Annotated in this window: 15 protein-coding genes; 7 read left to right on the top strand and 8 right to left on the bottom strand. The window is 73.1% G+C overall.

What is annotated here, in order from left to right; genetic code table 11:
• Positions 1-81 precede the first annotated feature (81 nt).
• Positions 82-1,131 (bottom strand): LuxR C-terminal-related transcriptional regulator, encoded by a 1,050-nt coding sequence (locus ACIG3E_RS04755; RefSeq protein WP_399611246.1) that lies wholly within the window; start codon positions 1,129-1,131, stop codon positions 82-84.
• Between the two features lie 14 nt (positions 1,132-1,145).
• Complete coding sequence (locus ACIG3E_RS04750; RefSeq protein ID WP_399611243.1) at positions 1,146-2,174, bottom strand: LuxR C-terminal-related transcriptional regulator; 1,029 nt, start codon at positions 2,172-2,174, stop codon at positions 1,146-1,148.
• Between the two features lie 502 nt (positions 2,175-2,676).
• Here ACIG3E_RS04750 and ACIG3E_RS04745 point away from each other — a divergent pair.
• A complete protein-coding gene (locus ACIG3E_RS04745; protein WP_399611241.1) occupies positions 2,677-3,093 on the top strand; it encodes a hypothetical protein in 417 nt (138 codons plus the stop codon).
• A 34-nt stretch (positions 3,094-3,127) separates the two neighbouring features.
• On the opposite strand, the gene ACIG3E_RS04740 is transcribed toward ACIG3E_RS04745, so the two are convergent.
• From ACIG3E_RS04740 to ACIG3E_RS04730, 3 genes are read right to left on the bottom strand one after another with little or no spacing between them, the layout of a single operon-like run.
• Positions 3,128-4,105 (bottom strand): LuxR C-terminal-related transcriptional regulator, encoded by a 978-nt coding sequence (locus tag ACIG3E_RS04740; protein WP_399611239.1) that lies wholly within the window; start codon positions 4,103-4,105, stop codon positions 3,128-3,130.
• 60 nt (positions 4,106-4,165) lie between these two features.
• Positions 4,166-5,149, bottom strand: coding sequence for a LuxR C-terminal-related transcriptional regulator (locus ACIG3E_RS04735; RefSeq protein ID WP_399611236.1), 984 nt, complete (start codon positions 5,147-5,149; stop codon positions 4,166-4,168).
• Positions 5,146-6,135 carry a helix-turn-helix transcriptional regulator gene (locus ACIG3E_RS04730; RefSeq protein ID WP_399611233.1) on the bottom strand — a complete coding sequence of 330 codons (990 nt, stop codon included), beginning with the start codon at positions 6,133-6,135 and terminating at the stop codon, positions 5,146-5,148. Before ACIG3E_RS04730 ends, ACIG3E_RS04735 begins: the two co-directional genes overlap by 4 nt.
• Before the next feature lie 131 nt (positions 6,136-6,266).
• Between ACIG3E_RS04730 and ACIG3E_RS04725 the strand changes: the two genes are divergently transcribed.
• Positions 6,267-6,428 (top strand): hypothetical protein, encoded by a 162-nt coding sequence (locus ACIG3E_RS04725; protein WP_170316475.1) that lies wholly within the window; start codon positions 6,267-6,269, stop codon positions 6,426-6,428.
• Complete coding sequence (locus ACIG3E_RS04720; RefSeq protein WP_399611230.1) at positions 6,425-6,781, top strand: hypothetical protein; 357 nt, start codon at positions 6,425-6,427, stop codon at positions 6,779-6,781. Before ACIG3E_RS04725 ends, ACIG3E_RS04720 begins: the two co-directional genes overlap by 4 nt.
• Before the next feature lie 116 nt (positions 6,782-6,897).
• On the opposite strand, the gene ACIG3E_RS04715 is transcribed toward ACIG3E_RS04720, so the two are convergent.
• Positions 6,898-7,335 carry a pyridoxamine 5'-phosphate oxidase family protein gene (locus tag ACIG3E_RS04715; protein WP_399611227.1) on the bottom strand — a complete coding sequence of 146 codons (438 nt, stop codon included), beginning with the start codon at positions 7,333-7,335 and terminating at the stop codon, positions 6,898-6,900.
• A 206-nt stretch (positions 7,336-7,541) separates the two neighbouring features.
• Between ACIG3E_RS04715 and clpB the strand changes: the two genes are divergently transcribed.
• Positions 7,542-10,166, top strand: coding sequence for an ATP-dependent chaperone ClpB (gene clpB / locus ACIG3E_RS04710; protein ID WP_399611226.1), 2,625 nt, complete (start codon positions 7,542-7,544; stop codon positions 10,164-10,166).
• Positions 10,167-10,276: 110 nt separating this feature from the next.
• Entirely contained in the window at positions 10,277-10,816 is a 540-nt protein-coding gene (locus tag ACIG3E_RS04705; protein ID WP_242720258.1) for a YbjN domain-containing protein, read from the top strand.
• A 30-nt stretch (positions 10,817-10,846) separates the two neighbouring features.
• Here ACIG3E_RS04705 and ACIG3E_RS04700 read toward each other — a convergent pair whose 3' ends face one another.
• Positions 10,847-12,043 (bottom strand): hypothetical protein, encoded by a 1,197-nt coding sequence (locus ACIG3E_RS04700; protein ID WP_399611223.1) that lies wholly within the window; start codon positions 12,041-12,043, stop codon positions 10,847-10,849.
• A 140-nt stretch (positions 12,044-12,183) separates the two neighbouring features.
• Complete coding sequence (locus ACIG3E_RS04695; RefSeq protein ID WP_399611220.1) at positions 12,184-13,386, bottom strand: pyridoxal phosphate-dependent aminotransferase; 1,203 nt, start codon at positions 13,384-13,386, stop codon at positions 12,184-12,186.
• Positions 13,387-14,190: 804 nt separating this feature from the next.
• Here ACIG3E_RS04695 and ACIG3E_RS04690 point away from each other — a divergent pair.
• Together ACIG3E_RS04690 and ACIG3E_RS04685 are read left to right on the top strand one after the other, a co-directional pair.
• Positions 14,191-14,709, top strand: coding sequence for a DUF2617 family protein (locus ACIG3E_RS04690; protein ID WP_399611217.1), 519 nt, complete (start codon positions 14,191-14,193; stop codon positions 14,707-14,709).
• Between the two features lie 139 nt (positions 14,710-14,848).
• The gene (locus ACIG3E_RS04685; RefSeq protein WP_399611213.1) at positions 14,849-16,429 is read left to right on the top strand and encodes a polyamine aminopropyltransferase; all 1,581 of its coding nucleotides are present in this window, start codon (positions 14,849-14,851) and stop codon (positions 16,427-16,429) included.
• Positions 16,430-16,459 lie beyond the last annotated feature (30 nt).

Raw genomic sequence — 16,459 nt, 5'->3', positions numbered from 1 at the left:
CCACGCTCCGCTACCGTCAACTTGTTGCGGTGCAAGGGGCGGGGGCGGGGGCAAGTAGCCGCAATTGCGGACGTTCGTGCCTCAGCGGGTACGGCCGGGGCCGCGGGATCCGCGAGGGCCGCCCGGGCCTGTGGGGCCGAGGAGGCCCGACTGGCCGATGCGGTAGCCGAGTTGGGTGCGGCCCGTGCTGCCGAGGACCTGGGCCAGCTTGGCGATGTGGACGCGTACGGTACGGACGTTCATGCCGAGGCGCTCGGCGATGCCCGCGTCGGTGAGGCCCTCGGTGAGCAGTTCGGCGATGGCGCGCTGGCGGGCGGTTATGCCGCCCCGCGCGGGCTGCGGCGCCGGGTGCGGGAACAGGGGCGTCGCCAGGCGCCACAGGCGGTCGAAGAGCGCGGCCAGATAACCGGCCAGGGCGGGCACGCGGATCTCCAGGGCCAGGGCGCGGTCCCGGTCGGCGGGGACGAAGGCGACGGCGCGGTCGAAGACGACGAGCTGGGCCGTGACCTCGCTCAGCGTGCGGACCTCCACGTCGCCCGCCAGCTCCTCGAAGCGGGCGAGCACGGGGAAGGCGTGCCGGGCCGTGTGCTGGTACAGGGTGCGCAGCCGGCAGCCGCGGGACAGCAGCGGCTGTTCGCGCGGCGGCGCCGCGCCCAGGTCCCAGACGCGGTGGAAGCCGCCGGGCTGCACGGTCAGGGCCTCGTTGGCGCAGGCGTCCGCGGCCCGGCAGACGGCGTCGGTGATCCGGGGCAGGCCCCTGAGCAGGGTGATCGCGGGCGGGCCAGCGGCCGGTGGGGAAGGTGCGGCCGTCTGCTCCGCCGCCGGGCGCGCGAGGGCGAGCAGCGGCTCGAACGCGGCGGTCAGCTCGGCCTCGCGGCGCCGTTCGTGCGCCACGTCCTCCTCGATGCCGCGCAGCAGCCGCAGCAGGGCGCGCGAGGGGGCGCTGGGCAGCAGCCACGCCATGTCGTCGAGGTCGGGGTGCAGGAGGCCGAAGTCGACGAGGCAGGGCGCGTGTTCCGCGTCCCGCGCGGGTACGCGGCGCTCGCGCAGGGCCCGGGCGTAGAGCGCGGCCCCCGCGGCGCACCACGTGTCGGCCCCGTGCGGGCGGTGGCGCTCGTCCCTCGGGGGCATGCCGGTCCTCCCGCTCACCGGCCGGGGGAGAAACGCCGTGAGGCATGGCGTTCGAGTATTCCGGACTGGCTGATGAGGAAGCCGAGTTGGGCCCGGCTCGTACTGCCGAGCACCTGCGCCACCTTGGCGATGTGGACGCGTACGGTACGGACGTTCAGATCCGTGCGCGTGGCGATTTCCGTGTCGGTGAGGCCTTCGGTGAGAAGGCGTGCGATCTCCAGCTGCACCGGTGAGATCGCCTTGTCGGGCAGCGGCGGGGCGTCTTCCCGGTACAGCGGCCGCGCGAGCCGCCAGAGAATGTCGAAGGCGCTCGCGACGTACGAGATGAGTGCGGGCGAGCGCACTTCGAAGGAGATCTCGCCGCCGGGGTCCGCCGGGATGAACGCGACGCGCCGGTCGAGGAGGATGAGACAGGGCGGGAGTTCGTCGAGCGTGCGGGCCTCGCCGTCGACGGCGGGCCCCAGCGGATGCGTCCGCGGCGGCGCGCCGCCGCGCGGCGGCCGGGCGAGGGTGCGCAGCTGCCCGCCGCGCGCGACGAACTCGGCCATGCGCCACGGCTCGTCGTGGGGCAGCAGGCGCGGTCGCGGGCCGCTGGGCTGGACCGCGAGCAGCTCCTCGCGGGCGTCGGCGAGGGCCTGCCGCACGGCCGTCCTGATCCTCGGTACGCCCTGGAGGACGGTGAGGTGCGCCGCCGCCGAGTCCGGGTCGGGAACCGGCTCGGCCAGGATGAGCGGCTCGAAGGCGGCCGCGAGCCGGGCGGCCCGGGCGCGGTGCCGTGCCACGCGCTGCTCGATGTCCTCAAGGAGCCGGGGCAGGGCCACGACGGGCGCGGCGGGCACCAGCCACGCCGGGTCGCCCGCCGGGTCCGCGCGCAGCAGGCCGAAGGGGCGCAGACAGTCGGCGTGGGCCGCGTCGGCGGGGACGCGGCCGTCGTGCAGGGCCCGGGCGTACAGGGCCCGTCCCTGCTCGCAGAGGTCGTCGGGGCCGTGCGGCGGGTGGGCCCAAGGGCCCGTGTCCGTCTCGCGCATCGCTCCGTCCGGCACGGCGCTCCCCTTGCTCCTCCCGCCGGTACGGCACGTGAGGGGCCATTGTCGCCAACGCGGCAACCGCCTTCAATGGCGGGGCGGCGGCAAGCCTGTGGCGGGGCGTCCCCCGGCCTGTCCGTCCCGCTCGCGTGCCACCGCGCGGCACGGACACCACCGGCGCCGGGGACCGGGCCTCGCGGCGCACCGGACGCGCGGGCGGCTCCATTGGTCGGTGCCGCCCTTGGGCTTATGGTGCAGAGAACGCGCCCGTGGAGCCGAGTGCCCGCGCGCGGAGAAAGGGGGGCAGGAGGGGAGGAGACCGGGCCGCGGGGATTTCCCCGCGCGACGTGAGCGCCCAGGGGGACCTCGTCGCGTAGGACGACCGGTTCGCGGAGCTGTGACCGTCACGGTGCTCCTGTCGGAACCCGTGAGCTCGCGGGGAGCGCGCCACGTGGTCCCGCTCTTCGTGGCCGACCGGACCCGAACGCCAACGGCCCCTGAACGGTGAGGTGATGGCGACATGGAGGCAGCCGGGGTGCGCCCCGCCGAGCCCTCGGGCCGGGACGCGACGCCGGGGCGCGCCGCCGCGTCCCGCACGCCCGACCGCCACGCGGCCGCCATGCACGTGATCGCCGACGACCTCAACGGCCGTGGCTACCCGGTGACCTGGGTCGTCGACCGCCAGCTGCTCGCCGGTGACTTCCCGCTCCAGGTGGTGGCGAAGGTCTCCGTGGTGCGGGTCCTGAACATCGCCCTGGACACCCGGGGCGAGGGCGCCGCGCCCGCCGTGGTGTGGCGGGTGAGCATGGGGCGCCCCTCCTCGGTGCGGTGGGAGCAGTCGGCGGTGCTCGACCTGGGCGCCGACAGCCTGGACGGGGAGCGCGTGGTGCGCGAGGCCCTGCGCGCGGTCGGCCTGCCGCTCCAGCGGGCCATCTAGGCCGGGCCGGTCGGCCGGGCCCCTCGGGCGGCCCCTAGGCCCGGCCCTCGCCGAGGATGCCCGACTGCCCGATGAGATAGCCGAGCTGGGCCCGGCTCTGGCTGTGCAGGACGGCCGACAGCTTGGCGATGTGCACCCGGGCCGTCCGTACGTTCATCCCGAGCCGGGCGGCGATCTCGGTGTCGGTGAGGCCCTCGGTGAGCAGCTCGGCGATGGCGAGCTGGCGGGGGGTGATGCCCTGCCGGGGCGGCTCGGGGGCGGCGTCCGGCCACATGGGCGTGGCGAGCTGCCACAGCAGCTTGAAGGTGGTCACCAGGTAGGAGATGACGGCGGGCTGGTGTATCCGCAGGGCCACGTCCCGGCTCTCGCCCGCCGGGATGAAGGCGACGGAGCGGTCGAACACGAGCAGCCGCCCGGGCGGTTCCGTCAGGGTGCGGGCCTCCACGTCGCCGTCGAGCCGCTGGAAGTAGGCGTACACGGGGCAGGCGTGCAGGCCGGTGTGCGGGTAGAGCGAGCGCATCCGGCCACCGCGGGAGAGGAGGCCGTCCGCGCGCGGCACCGCCTGCTCCAGGGTCTCCTGGACCCGCCTGCCGCCGGGCTGGATGGCGAGGGCCTCCCGGCTGGCACCGGCGGCGGCGTGGTCGATGGCCTCGTTGATGCGGGACAGGCCCTTGAGGACGGTGGCGCCCGGCGAGCGGGCCCCCGTGAACTGCCCCTCCCCGAGGGTCATCAGCGGGGCGAAGGCCTCGGCGAGCCGCCGCTGCCGGGCGCGCTCGTCGGTGACGCCGGCGTCGAGGGCGTGCAGGAGCCGGGGCAGCGCGACGGACGGGGCGACGGGAAGCAGCCGGGCGGCGTCGCGGGGGTCGGTCCTGAGCAGCCCGAGGTCGACGACGCAGGGGGCCCGGTCGGCGTCGGCGGCCGGGACGCCGCCGTCCTGGAGGGCGCGGACGTACGTGGCCCTGCCCACTCCGCACAGCTCCCCGGCGCCGTGCGGACTGTGATCCCTCGCCACGTCGCTGCCCCTCCTCACGGCTCGCCGGCGCCGGTCCCCGCCGGCTCCCACGCTCAGCAGCTAGTGATTCTGGTTCAGGATTCCTGACTGGCCAATGAGATATCCGAGTTGTGCGCGGCTGTTGCTGCCGAGGATCGCGGCGAGCTTCGCGATGTGTTCGCGTGCGGTACGCACGTTCATGCCGAGCCGCTCGGCTATCTCGGTGTCCGTGAGGCCCTCGATGAGGAGCTCGGCGATGGCCCGCTGGCGGGTCGTGACCCCGTTCTCCGCGGGGAGCTGGGCCGCGTGCGGGTACATGGGGGTCGCGAGGCGCCACAGTCGTTCGAAGGTGGTGATGAGGTAGTCGACGATCGCGGGCTGGCGTATCTCCAGGGCCGCCGTGCGGTCCTTGCTCGCCGGTATGAATGCCACCGTGTGGTCCAGGACGACCATGCGCTCGGTTACTTCGTTGAGCGTGCGGACCTCTACGTCGCCGTCTAGCTGTTCGTAGTGTGCCAGGGCGGGCAGGGAGTGGCGGGTGGTGTGCTGGTACAGCGTGCGCATGCGGCAGCCGCGGGACAGGAACTCCTGCTCGCGCGGGAGCGCGTCGGCCAGTATCTCGGGGGAGCGGGCCCCGCCGGGCTGGACGGTGCGCAGCTCGTGGGCGGCGTCGCCGGTGGCCCGGGTGATCGCCTCGTTGATCCGGTCGAAGCCGTCGAGGACGGTGATGTCCTGGTGGTCCGCGCCCACGGTCTGGCGGGCGTCGAGCGCCATCAGGGGCTCGAACATCGCGGTGAGGCGCTCCTCGCGGCGGCGCTCCTTGCCGATGCGGTCCTCGATGCCGCGCAGGAGCTGGGGCAGGGCGATGGCGGGGGCGGTGGGGCGCAGCCAGCGCATGTCCTCGACGTCGGGGTGGAGCAGGCCGAAGTCGATGAGGCAGGGGGTGGAGTCGGCGTCCCGCTGGGTGACGCGCCCCTCGCGCAGCGCGCGGGCGTAGAGGGCGGAACCCTCCGCGCACAGCTCGTCGGGTCCGTGCGGGTGGGGGTGCCGGGGTTCGGTGGTCATGGGGACTTGTCCTGCCCGAGGATGCCGGACTGGGCGATGAGATAGCCCAGTTGGGCGCGGCTGCCGCTGCCGAGGGCGGCGGCGATCTTCGCTATGTGGGCACGGCAGGTCCGCACGTTCATGCCGAGGCGGCGGGCGATCGCCTCGTCCACGTGGCCCTCGATGAGCAGCCGGGCGATGGAGCGCTGCACGCCGGTGATCCCGTCGGCGGAGGGCGGGTAGGGGTCCTCGTCGAGCAGGGGCGTCGCCTGCTGCCACTGCTGCTCGAAGACCTTGAAGAGGTATTCGACCAGGGCGGGGTGGCGCACCTCCAGGGCGTCCTGGCGGTCGGCGCGCGCGGGGAGGATGGCGACGCTGCGGTCGAAGATCATCAGTCGGTCGATCACCTCCTCCAGCGTGCGTATCTGCACGTTGCCGTGCGACATGTAGGCCGCGTAGGCGAGGGTGCCCCGGCTGTGCCGGACGGTGTGCTGGTAGAGGGTACGCATCGAGATGCCGCGGTCGAGGATGGTCTGCCCGCGCCGGAGCGCGATATTCAACCTCTCCTCGCTCCGGCCGCCGCCGGGCTGGACCGTCAGGACCTCGTGCCGGCACTCGGCCGTGGCCTGCTCGATCGCTTCGTTGATGCGGGCCTCGCCCTCCAATACCGTGATCGCGTGGCTCGTGGGTTCCACGCGGGTGGGGATGGCCATGAATGGCTCGAAGGTGTCGGTCAGCTCGACCGCGAGCCGCCTCCGGTCCTGGATCTCGCGCTCCAGCGGATGCAGTCGCTGAGCGAGTGCCGTGGCCGGTGGAACGGGGCGCAGCCAGTCCGCGTCATCCGGGTCGGGATGGACGAGCGCGGACTCCAGAAGGCACGGTGCGTTCTCAGCCTCGGCCCGCGCGAGCCGCCCGTTGCTCAGTGCGGAGGCGTACAGCCTCGCTCCTTCGCCACACAGTGGGCTCTCGGGGTGAGGATGTGTCGGTTTAGCGTCAGTTGTGAGCAATTCTCCACCCCCCAGGGTCCTGAACGTGCAGGAACATGATGCATCCACCCTGTGGCTTTGACGTGCTCGATTGAGACATCGTCTTGTTGTGCCGGGGGAGAGGAACCTACCAAGTGAGGACGAAGCCGACCATGTTCAAGCGCATGCTTCGCGCGGTCCTGGTGACCGCTCTCTCCGCAGGGATTGGCCTGGGTGCGGTGAGTGCCATGGATCTCGCCTGGAGCCACCCAGCGAAGAGCACAGCCGCGCCGTCTGACCTTGCCTGGATCACGCCGGCGGGTGACAAGGCATGAGTACCCCTCCCGATGACCGCACCTTCCGCCGGGAAATGGCGACGGCCTACCGGTCGGGCTGGCACTTCATCGACCTCGCCACCGCGATCCCCCACCCCGGTGACTCGTTGATGGTCACCCTGGTCGGCGAGCCGGTGATCATCGTACGGGACGACGACGAGGACATCCGCGCCTACCGCTGCCTGCGCCGGCCCCGCGGCGCGCCCCAGCCGGTGCGCTGCGCCGTGCGCTACGGCATGGTCTTCGTCAACCTCGATCAGCGTGACCACCAGCTGATCGGGAAGCGGAAGCGGGATGCCGAGCGGCACTCCACCGCTTCCGACCCCCTCACAGCCACCCCCCGCAGCGCCTGACGCGATTCCCCCGTCGTTGTAAATCGCGCAGGTGCTTCCCCCAGCAGCGGCGCCACCGTGGACCTGAACACGGTGGCGCCGCTGTGGTGTGTGCGGGGTGCGCGCGGCGGGCCGGTTCAGGCGGCGGGCCGCGGCGCCGCCGCGGTCTCCTTCACATGGCCGAGCGCGCGGTCCACCGCGATCTCGATGACCACCCGGGCCGGGTTCTCCCGCGGCTTCCTGCCGTACCGCTCGGCGTACCTGCGCTCGGCGTCCGTCACCCGCGCGGGCTCCGCCGACACCGTCGCCCGGCCTTCGAGCGTGGCCCAGTGGCGGCCCGCCACCTGGCAGACCGCGACCCGCGCGCCCGCCGGGGCGGCGGCAAGGACGTGCGCCACCTTGCGGCTGGTGCCGCTGGCGATCACCCGGGCGATCCGCTCCTCGGGGTCGTACGTCACGCCGACGGGCACCACGTGCGGGCTGCCGTCGCGGCGGAGCGTCGTCAGGGTGCAGAGGTGACGTTCCCGCCAGAAGCTGAGGTAGGGCGCGGGCAGGGCGCCGAGGTCGATGGCCATGGGCGGAAGGTAGCCCGGCCGGACTTCCGGCATCTGCCTTGAGTGGAATAGACTCAACTTTGTGTACGTTGGGTGAGTCAGTATGAGGGGGCCCGCCGAGGGCACCCGCACCGCATCCGACAGCACGCGTACCGACCCGTGCGCACCCGTGCGCCACCTCGTACGCCCGTACCGAAAGCCGCAGGCAGCAAGGAGGAGCAGCCCCCGTGGACGCCGAGCTGACGAACAGGAGCCGGGACGCGATCAACGCGGCGACGAGCCGGGCCGTGTCCGAAGGCCATCCCGATCTGACCCCCGCGCATCTCCTCCTCGCCCTGCTGGAGGGCCAGGACAACGAGAACATCACCGACCTGCTCGCCGCGGTGGACGCCGACCAGGTCGCCGTGCGCGCCGCCGCCGAGCGCGCCCTCGCCGCGCTGCCGAGCGTGACGGGGTCGACGGTGGCCCCGCCGCAGCCCAACCGCGACCTGCTCGCCGTGATCGCGGACGCCGACCGGCGGGCCAAGGAGCTCGGCGACGACTACCTGTCCACCGAGCACCTGCTCATCGCCCTCGCCGCCAAGGGCGGCCCGGCGGGCGACGTACTGACCGAGAACGGCGCGACCGACGAGAAGCTGCTCGCTGCCTTTCAGGAGAGCCGTGGAGGGCGCCGCGTGACCACCCCCGACCCCGAGGGCCAGTACAAGGCCCTGGAGAAGTTCGGCACGGACTTCACCGCCGCGGCCCGCGAGGGCCGTCTCGACCCCGTGATCGGGCGCGACCAGGAGATCCGGCGGGTCGTCCAGGTGCTGTCCCGGCGCACCAAGAACAACCCCGTGCTCATCGGCGAGCCCGGCGTCGGCAAGACCGCCGTCGTCGAGGGCCTCGCCCAGCGCATCGTCAAGGGCGACGTGCCCGAGTCCCTGAAGGACAAGCGGCTGGTCTCGCTCGACCTGGGCGCCATGGTCGCGGGCGCCAAGTACCGCGGCGAGTTCGAGGAGCGCCTGAAGACCGTGCTCTCCGAGATCAGGGAGAGCGACGGGCAGATCATCACGTTCATCGACGAGCTGCACACCGTCGTCGGCGCGGGCGCGGGCGGCGACTCCGCCATGGACGCGGGCAACATGCTCAAGCCCATGCTGGCCCGCGGCGAGCTGCGCATGGTCGGCGCCACCACGCTGGACGAGTACCGCGAGCGGATCGAGAAGGACCCGGCCCTGGAGCGGCGCTTCCAGCAGGTGCTCGTCGCCGAGCCCTCCGTCGAGGACTCCATCGCGATCCTGCGCGGGCTCAAGGGGCGCTACGAGGCCCACCACAAGGTGCAGATCGCGGACAGCGCCCTGGTCGCCGCCGCCACGCTCTCCGACCGGTACATCACCTCGCGGTTCCTGCCCGACAAGGCCATCGACCTCGTCGACGAGTCGGCCTCGCGGCTGCGCATGGAGATCGACTCCTCGCCCGTGGAGATCGACGAGCTCCAGCGCGCCGTCGACCGCCTGCGCATGGAGGAACTGGCCCTCACCAAGGAGACCGACCCGGCCTCCCGGCAGCGCCTGGAGAAGCTGCGCCGCGACCTCGCCGACAAGGAGGAGGAGCTGCGCGGGCTCACCGCCCGCTGGGAGAAGGAGAAGCAGTCCCTCAACCGCGTCGGCGAGCTGAAGGAGAAGCTGGACGAGCTGCGCGGCCAGGCCGAGCGGGCCCAGCGCGACGGCGACTTCGACACCGCGAGCAAGCTCCTGTACGGCGAGATCCCCGCCCTGGAGCGGGACCTGGAGGCCGCGTCCGAGGCCGAGGAGGAGGCCGCCAAGGCCGGGACGAAGGCCGACACCATGGTCAAGGAGGAGGTCGGGCCCGACGACATCGCCGACGTCGTGGCGGCCTGGACCGGCATCCCCGCCGGGCGCCTCCTGGAGGGCGAGACGCAGAAGCTCCTGCGCATGGAGGACGAGCTGGGCAGGCGCCTCATCGGGCAGGCCGAGGCCGTGCGGGCCGTCTCCGACGCGGTCCGGCGCACCCGGGCCGGGATCGCCGACCCCGACCGCCCCACCGGCTCCTTCCTGTTCCTCGGCCCCACCGGCGTCGGCAAGACCGAGCTGGCCAAGGCGCTCGCCGACTTCCTCTTCGACGACGAGCGGGCGATGGTCCGCATCGACATGAGCGAGTACGGCGAGAAGCACAGCGTGGCCCGTCTCGTCGGCGCGCCTCCCGGCTACGTCGGGTACGAGGAGGGCGGCCAGCTCACCGAGGCCGTGCGGCGCAGGCCGTACTCCGTCGTCCTGCTCGACGAGGTCGAGAAGGCGCACCCGGAGGTCTTCGACGTGCTGCTCCAGGTGCTCGACGACGGGCGGCTCACGGACGGCCAGGGCCGGACGGTGGACTTCCGCAACACCATCCTGATCCTGACGTCGAACCTGGGAAGCCAGTACCTGGTCGAGCCCCTGACCAGCGAACACGAGAAGAAGGAGCAGGTCCTGGAGGTCGTGCGGGCCTCGTTCAAGCCGGAGTTCCTGAACCGGCTCGACGACCTCGTGGTCTTCTCGGCGCTCGACAAGGACGAGCTGGCGCGGATCGCCGAGCTCCAGATCTCCCGGCTCGCGAAGCGGCTCGCCGACCGCAGGCTCACGCTCGACGTCACGCCCGAGGCGCTGGCCTGGCTCGCGGACAAGGGCAACGACCCGGCGTACGGCGCCCGGCCGCTGCGCCGCCTGATCCAGACGGCCATCGGCGACCGGCTCGCGAAGGAGATCCTCGCGGGCGAGGTCAAGGACGGCGACACCGTGCGCGTGGACGTCTTCGGCGACGACCTCATCGTGGGCCCCGCGAGCGCCCCGGCGCCCGGAAAGTCCCTGTAGGTGCCCGGCGGGGCGCCGTAACCGGTCACATCCAGGGGCGGGGGTTGCGGGCCCCCGCCCGCCATGGGGGAGGATGGCTCGATCCGTACGAAGTACGAAGGGAAATAACGGTGAGCATCGACCCGTCCTCGATTCCGAATTTCGGGGGCCAGCCCGAACCGCAGCAGGGCGCAGGACCGGCGGGCCCCGTCGTCCCTGACCAGGACCTCGTCAAGCAGCTCCTGGAGCAGATGGAACTCAAGTACGTCGTCGACGACGAGGGTGACCTCGCGGCGCCGTGGGAGGAGTTCCGGACGTACTTCATGTTCCGCGGCGAGGACGACCAGCAGGTCTTCTCGGTCAGGACCTTCTACGACAGGCCGCACGGCATCGAGGAGAAGCCGCAGATCCTGGAGTCCATCGACGACTGGAACCGCCGCACGCTCTGGCCCAAGGTCTACACGCACACGCACGACGACGGCACCGTCCGCCTCATCGGCGAGGCCCAGATGCTGATCGGCACGGGTGTCTCCCTGGAGCACTTCGTGTCGTCGACGGTCAGCTGGGTGCGGGCCGCGATCGAGTTCGACCGCTGGCTCGTGGAGCAGCTGGGCCTGGAGACGGACGCCGACGCGGCGGACGACGCCGAGCCCGGCGACGAGCAGGCCTGACCGCGCCGGTTCCGTACAGCGCGCACAACATCACAACGGCATGCGGGCCGTCGTCACCAGATACGTCCCGTACGCGAGCGAGAGCCCGGCCAGGGCGCCGACCACCAGGGCGGCGTGCCTGGGCCGGGCTCTCGCCGTGCGCACCAGGGCACACGCGAGCGGAAGCAGCAGCGGGAACGCGGGCAGCAGGAAGCGCGGCTTCGACTCGAAGAAGCCGGAGCCGCCGACCGTGATCAGCAGCAGGACCCCGGCGTAGACGAGCAGCGGCAGCGGGGCGCGGTCGCAGAGCAGCAGCCCGTACAGGAGCAGCGCCGCCGCGACGATCACCAGGGTCACGGCGAAGACGAGCTTGTCGCCGTGCAGGAGCAGGTGCCGGGTGAAGGCGAGCGAGCCCCGGCCGAAGTCGAAGCGGGAGCCCCAGTCGCGCTGCACCGCGAAGTACCCGCCGAGCGGATCGCCGTTGCGGACCCCCACCCACAGCACGTACGCGCCCCAGCCGACGGGGGCGAGCGCCGCGCCCGTCCACAGCCTGTGGGGAACGCGGCCCCGGCGCCGGACGATCTCGCAGGCCGCCGTCACCGCGACGGCGGCGGCCACCGCGAAGCCGTTCGGCCGGGCCAGGCCCGCGAGCGCGGCGAGCGTGCCCGCCCACAGCCAGCGGCCGGTGAGCAGCGCGTACAGGGAGCCCGCCGCGAGCGCCGTCAGGACCGGCTCGGTGTACGCCATCGTCAGGATCACGGAGTGCGGCAGCAGGCCCCACAGCAGGACGAGGACCGTGGCCGTGCGGTGGTCGTGGAGCCGGGCGGCGATCTTGTAGATGCCGAGGGCGGCCGCGCCCGCGCCGAGCCAGGAGACGAGCAGGCCCGCGGCGCCGTAGCCGAGCGGCGTGAGCGCCACCACCGCGCGGATCAGGGCCGGGTAGAGCGGGAAGAAGGCCAGGTCGCTCTGGACCACGCCGGGTTCGAAGTACAGGGTGCGGCCGTAGCCGTGGGCGGCGATGCCGGTGTACCAGCGGGAGTCCCAGGAGCGGCCCAGGAGGCGGAAGGCGTCCTGGTGGCTGGTGTGGGCGGCGATCGCGAGCGCGAGCAGGCCGGTGAGGCGGGCGGCGGCGAAGGCGCCCAGGGCCTGGACCGCCGTGGCCTTGCGGCGGCTCGGTCCGGCGGGCTCGCACTCCGTGCGGGGGGTGCGTGTGACGGGGGCGGGGACGGTGGGGCTCGGGTGGGTCACACCCGGAACCTTGCGGGCCCTTGGGGGCGGGCGCGAGTTAGGCGGGGCCGTGTGGGTGGGGGTTTTCCGTCGGGTGCCGCGCCGTCGTGGGCTGTGCCCGCCCGTTCCGCCCCCTGGGCGGACCAGCCGCCCACAGAGGGCTAGAGCGACTTCAGGCGGGCGACTGCTTCTTCCAGGACCGGGGTCTGTTTGCAGAAGGCGAAGCGGACGAAGGGGGCGCCCTGGTCGCGGTGGTCGTAGAAGACCGCGTTGGGGATGGCGACGACGCCCGCGCGCTCGGGCAGGGCGCGGCAGAAGGCGAAGCCGTCGCTCTCGCCGAGCGGGCGGATGTCGGTGGTGACGAAGTACGTGCCCGCGGGGCGGTAGACCTCGAAGCCCGCCGCCGTGAGCCCGGAGGCCAGCAGGTCGCGCTTGGCGCGCATGTCGTCGAGGAAGGCGGCGAAGTACGCGTCGGGCAGCGCGAGCGCCTCCGCGACCGCGTACTGGAACGGGCCCGAGGACACGAACGTGAGGTACTGCTTCGCCGACCGCACCGCCGTGACCAGGTCCGGCGCGGCCGTGACCCAGCCGACCTTCCAGCCCGTGAACGAGAACGTCTTGCCCGCCGAGCCGATCGTCACCGTGCGCTCGCGCATGCCGGGGAAGGAGGCGAGCGGGACGTGGCCGCCCTCGGCGAAGACCAGGTGCTCGTACACCTCGTCGGTGACGACGAGCAGATCGCGCTCCACGGCGAGCCGCGCGATCTCGGCGAGCTCCGCGCGGGTGAGGACGGTGCCGGTCGGGTTGTGCGGGGTGTTGAGAAGCAGCAGCCGGGTGCGCGGGGTGACGGCGTCCCGCAGCTCGTCGAGGTCGAGGCTGAAGCGCCCGCCCCCGGGGCGCAGCGTCACCGGCACCCGGGTGCCGCCCGCGAGGGCGATCGAGGCGGCGTACGAGTCGTAGTACGGCTCCAGGGCGATGACCTCGTCGCCCGGCTCGACCAGGGCGAGCAGCGAGGCGGCGATGGCCTCGGTGGCGCCCGCGGTGACGAGGACCTCGCGGTCGGGGTCGTAGGACAGGCCGTAGTGGTGCTCCTGGTGGGCGGCGATCGCGGCGCGCAGCTCGGGGACGCCGGGGCCCGGCGGGTACTGGTTGCCGCGGCCGTCGCGCAGGGCGCGCACGGCGGCCTCGCGCACCTGCTCGGGGCCGTCCGTGTCCGGGAAGCCCTGGCCCAGGTTGATCGCCCCGGTCCGCAGCGCGAGCGCGGACATCTCGGCGAAGATCGTCGTACCGAACTCCGCGAGGCGGCGGTTGAGCAGCGGGCGGTCGTTCCTGGAGGCACCGGGAGATGACGTCATGGCCGTCATCCTCCGCCGAACCTCTGGACTTCCTCAACTCTGCTTTGGCGGCGGCCGGGCGGGGGCATCCCCTTGTCACGCAACGACGCGGGACCATATCCGCACAGCGGCGCCGGTTCGGGGGAACGGTCCGGGGCCGTCTCGGGGGAAAGGAAGTGAAGGATGGGGGCGATGGTTGTGGCCTTGTTCTTCATCGGCTGGTTCGTAGTGATCGGGCTGCTCGTGCACGTCAGCAGGAACAGCCGCAGGCGCACCAGGTCGGGGGGCCGCAGTTGGTGGGCGGGGTCCAGCTCCAGCAGCGGGGCCGCGACCACCTACGACGGCGGTGGTTCGTCCTGTGGCGGAGGCTCCTCCTGCGGCGGAGGCTCTTCCTGTGGCAGCAGCTCGTCCTGCGGCGGCGGTTCGTCCTGCGGTGGCGGGGGCGGAGGTTGCGGCGGCGGAGGCAGCTGACACGGGGCAGCTGGTCCACTGGGCCGAGCGCCCGGCGGGAGGCAACTCCCGCCGGGCGCTTCGTCGTTGACGGACCGATTGGCGTCCATAGGATGCCATTTCCGGACCGACTGCTTTCCATGAAACGTGAACAGATGAACTGTTCGGCCCTCTAGGGGATGGAAACCCTACGAAGTTGGGTAAAAGCGCTGTGGCAGTGTCGCAGTTCATGATTCCCTCTTAACCGTCACACCGCCCTCGGACGCCCCCGCTCGGCAGGCAGCGGGACGTCTCCGTGGGCACGCGCCGGCAACCCCCTCCGCCCGGTGTCCGACCGGGCGCGCCGGCCCCCCCACCTCCATTGCGTGTTAGCGGAGCCGACCCATGCTCACGACCCTGAAGACTGTCTACACCGACACGCGCGCCGGGGACCTGGCCTGGGCCCTCGGCCGCGAGCCGCTGCCCGCGCTGGCCACTCTCGACCTCGAACTGACCGGCGCCACCGTGCAGTTGAGGCTTCTCGGGGCCTCCCACCAAGTGCTGCTCGAAGAGGACCGGGGCAGCTGTTCCGAGACCGTCGCCTGCATCCCCGGCAGCAGCACGCCGCTGCCGCTCGGCGTCTCCAAGCGGGTCGGCGAGTGGGAGTACGAGTTCGCGGCCCGCGTCGAAACGCTGTCACGGGGTCAGTTCGCTGGCCGGGCGCAGGAGTTGCTCGCTCTCGTCACGGAGCACCCGCACGGGCTCGCCGGGGTCTTCCCCGGCATCCCGCACGCGTTCACCGCGCTGCTGGCGCAGCGGCACGAGGGCTCGGTGATGTGGCGGACCTGGCACGCCTATCCCCAGGACGGGCAGCTCGTGGCGACCCGTACGCGGGTCGGCGTGCGGACGCCCGCACCCCTCTGAGCTGGGCCGGGCGGCGGTCCGCGGCGCCCGGGACGCGGCCCTGCGATGGCCCGGCGGACGGCGGTTCACACATTCTCGCCGTCACCTCCACTCTTGTGGGGGACTTGGCGTGAGCGAACGGTGACGTAGCGTTCCCAGCGTGATCGAGCCGCGTCAGCGTCTTCCCGTCACGCCCCGGACAGGCCGCTTCCTCGTCCTCGCGGGCGTGTTCATCTGCGCCGCTTGCGGACTCGTGTACGAACTGGAACTCGTCGCCCTCGCCTCGTACTTGATCGGGGACTCCGTCACCCAGGCCTCCGTCGTCCTGTCCGTCATGGTCTTCGCGATGGGCGTCGGCTCGCTGCTCGCCAAGCGCCTGCGCTGCCGGGCCGCCGCCGGGTTCGGGCTCGTCGAGGCGGCCCTCGCGCTCGTCGGCGGGTGCAGCGCCATGGTCCTGTACGCGGCGTTCGCGTGGGCGGGCGACCGGGGCGAGATGTGGGCCAGCGGATCCCGCTATCTCTTCGTGGTGTTCTCCCTGGCCATCGGCGTCCTCATCGGCGCCGAAGTGCCCCTGCTCATGGTGCTCATCCAGCGCGTGCGGCGGCAGGACGCGGGCGGCGCCGTCGCCGACCTGTTCGCCGCGGACTACGTGGGCGCCCTGGTCGGCGGCCTCGCCTTCCCCTTCCTGCTGCTCCCCTGGTTCGGGCAGCTCACCGGGGCGCTGCTCACCGGCGCCGTCAACGTCCTCGCGGGCGGCGCGCTCGTCCTCGGCCTGTTCGGCCGCGACCTGAGCCCGCGCGGGCGCTGGCTGCTGCTCGTGGTCAACGCCGTCGTGCTCGCCGTCCTCGCCTCCGCCGCCGTGCTCGTCGACGACTTCGAACGGGCCGCGCGCCGGGCCGTGTACGGCTCCGGGATCCGCGTCGCCGTCCGCACCGACGTCCAGGAAGTCGTTCTCACCGGCCGCGACCGGGAGTCCCTGCGCCTCTTCCTCGACGGCAGGCTGCGCGTCAGCGGCCGCGACGAGCGGCGCTACCACGAGGCCCTCGTGCGGCCCGCCCTGCGCGGCGGCCGCCACCAGCGGGTCCTCGTCCTCGGCGGCGGCGACGGGCTCGCCGCCCGCGAGGTGCTGCGGCACGCCGGGGTGCGCCGCGTCGACGTCGTCGAACTCGACCCGGCCGTCGTCGACCTGGCCCGCCACGACCCGGGCCTGAGCGAACTCAACGGCCACGTCTACCGCGACCCGCGCGTGCACGTCGTCCACGCCGACGCCTTCCGCTGGCTGCGCGGCCCGCACCCGCGCGTGTACGACGTCGTCGTCGCCGACCTGCCCGACCCCGGCATCACCGCCAGCACCCAGCTGTACTCGCAGGAGTTCTACGGCCTGGTCTCGCGCGTCCTCACCGACGACGGGCGCTTCGCCGTGCACGCCGGGCCCGCCGCGACCCGGCCGCGCAGCTACTGGACCGTCGACGCCACGCTGCGCGCCGCCGGGTACCGGACCGAGCCCTACCGCCTCACCGGCCGCCGCGGCGCCTACGGCGGGCCCGACCGCACCCCCGACCCCGGCGGGGCGCCCCGCGACTGGGGCTTCGTGCTCGCGGCCCGCGCCGAGCCGGTGCTCGGCGCGGCCCGCTCCTGTGCCGTGCTGCGCGCCGGATCCCACGCCGCCGAGCGGCTGCGGCCCTCCGGCTGGCGCACCATCGAGCCGTCCACGCTGGTGCATCCGCGCTACGCCGACTGACGGCCCGCGGCAGGCCGGGCGGGCCGAAGG

It is taken from the genome of Streptomyces sp. NPDC053474 (assembly GCF_044544845.1).
Taxonomy (GTDB): domain Bacteria; phylum Actinomycetota; class Actinomycetes; order Streptomycetales; family Streptomycetaceae; genus Streptomyces.
This window is presented reverse-complemented; position numbering and strand designations above follow the sequence as displayed.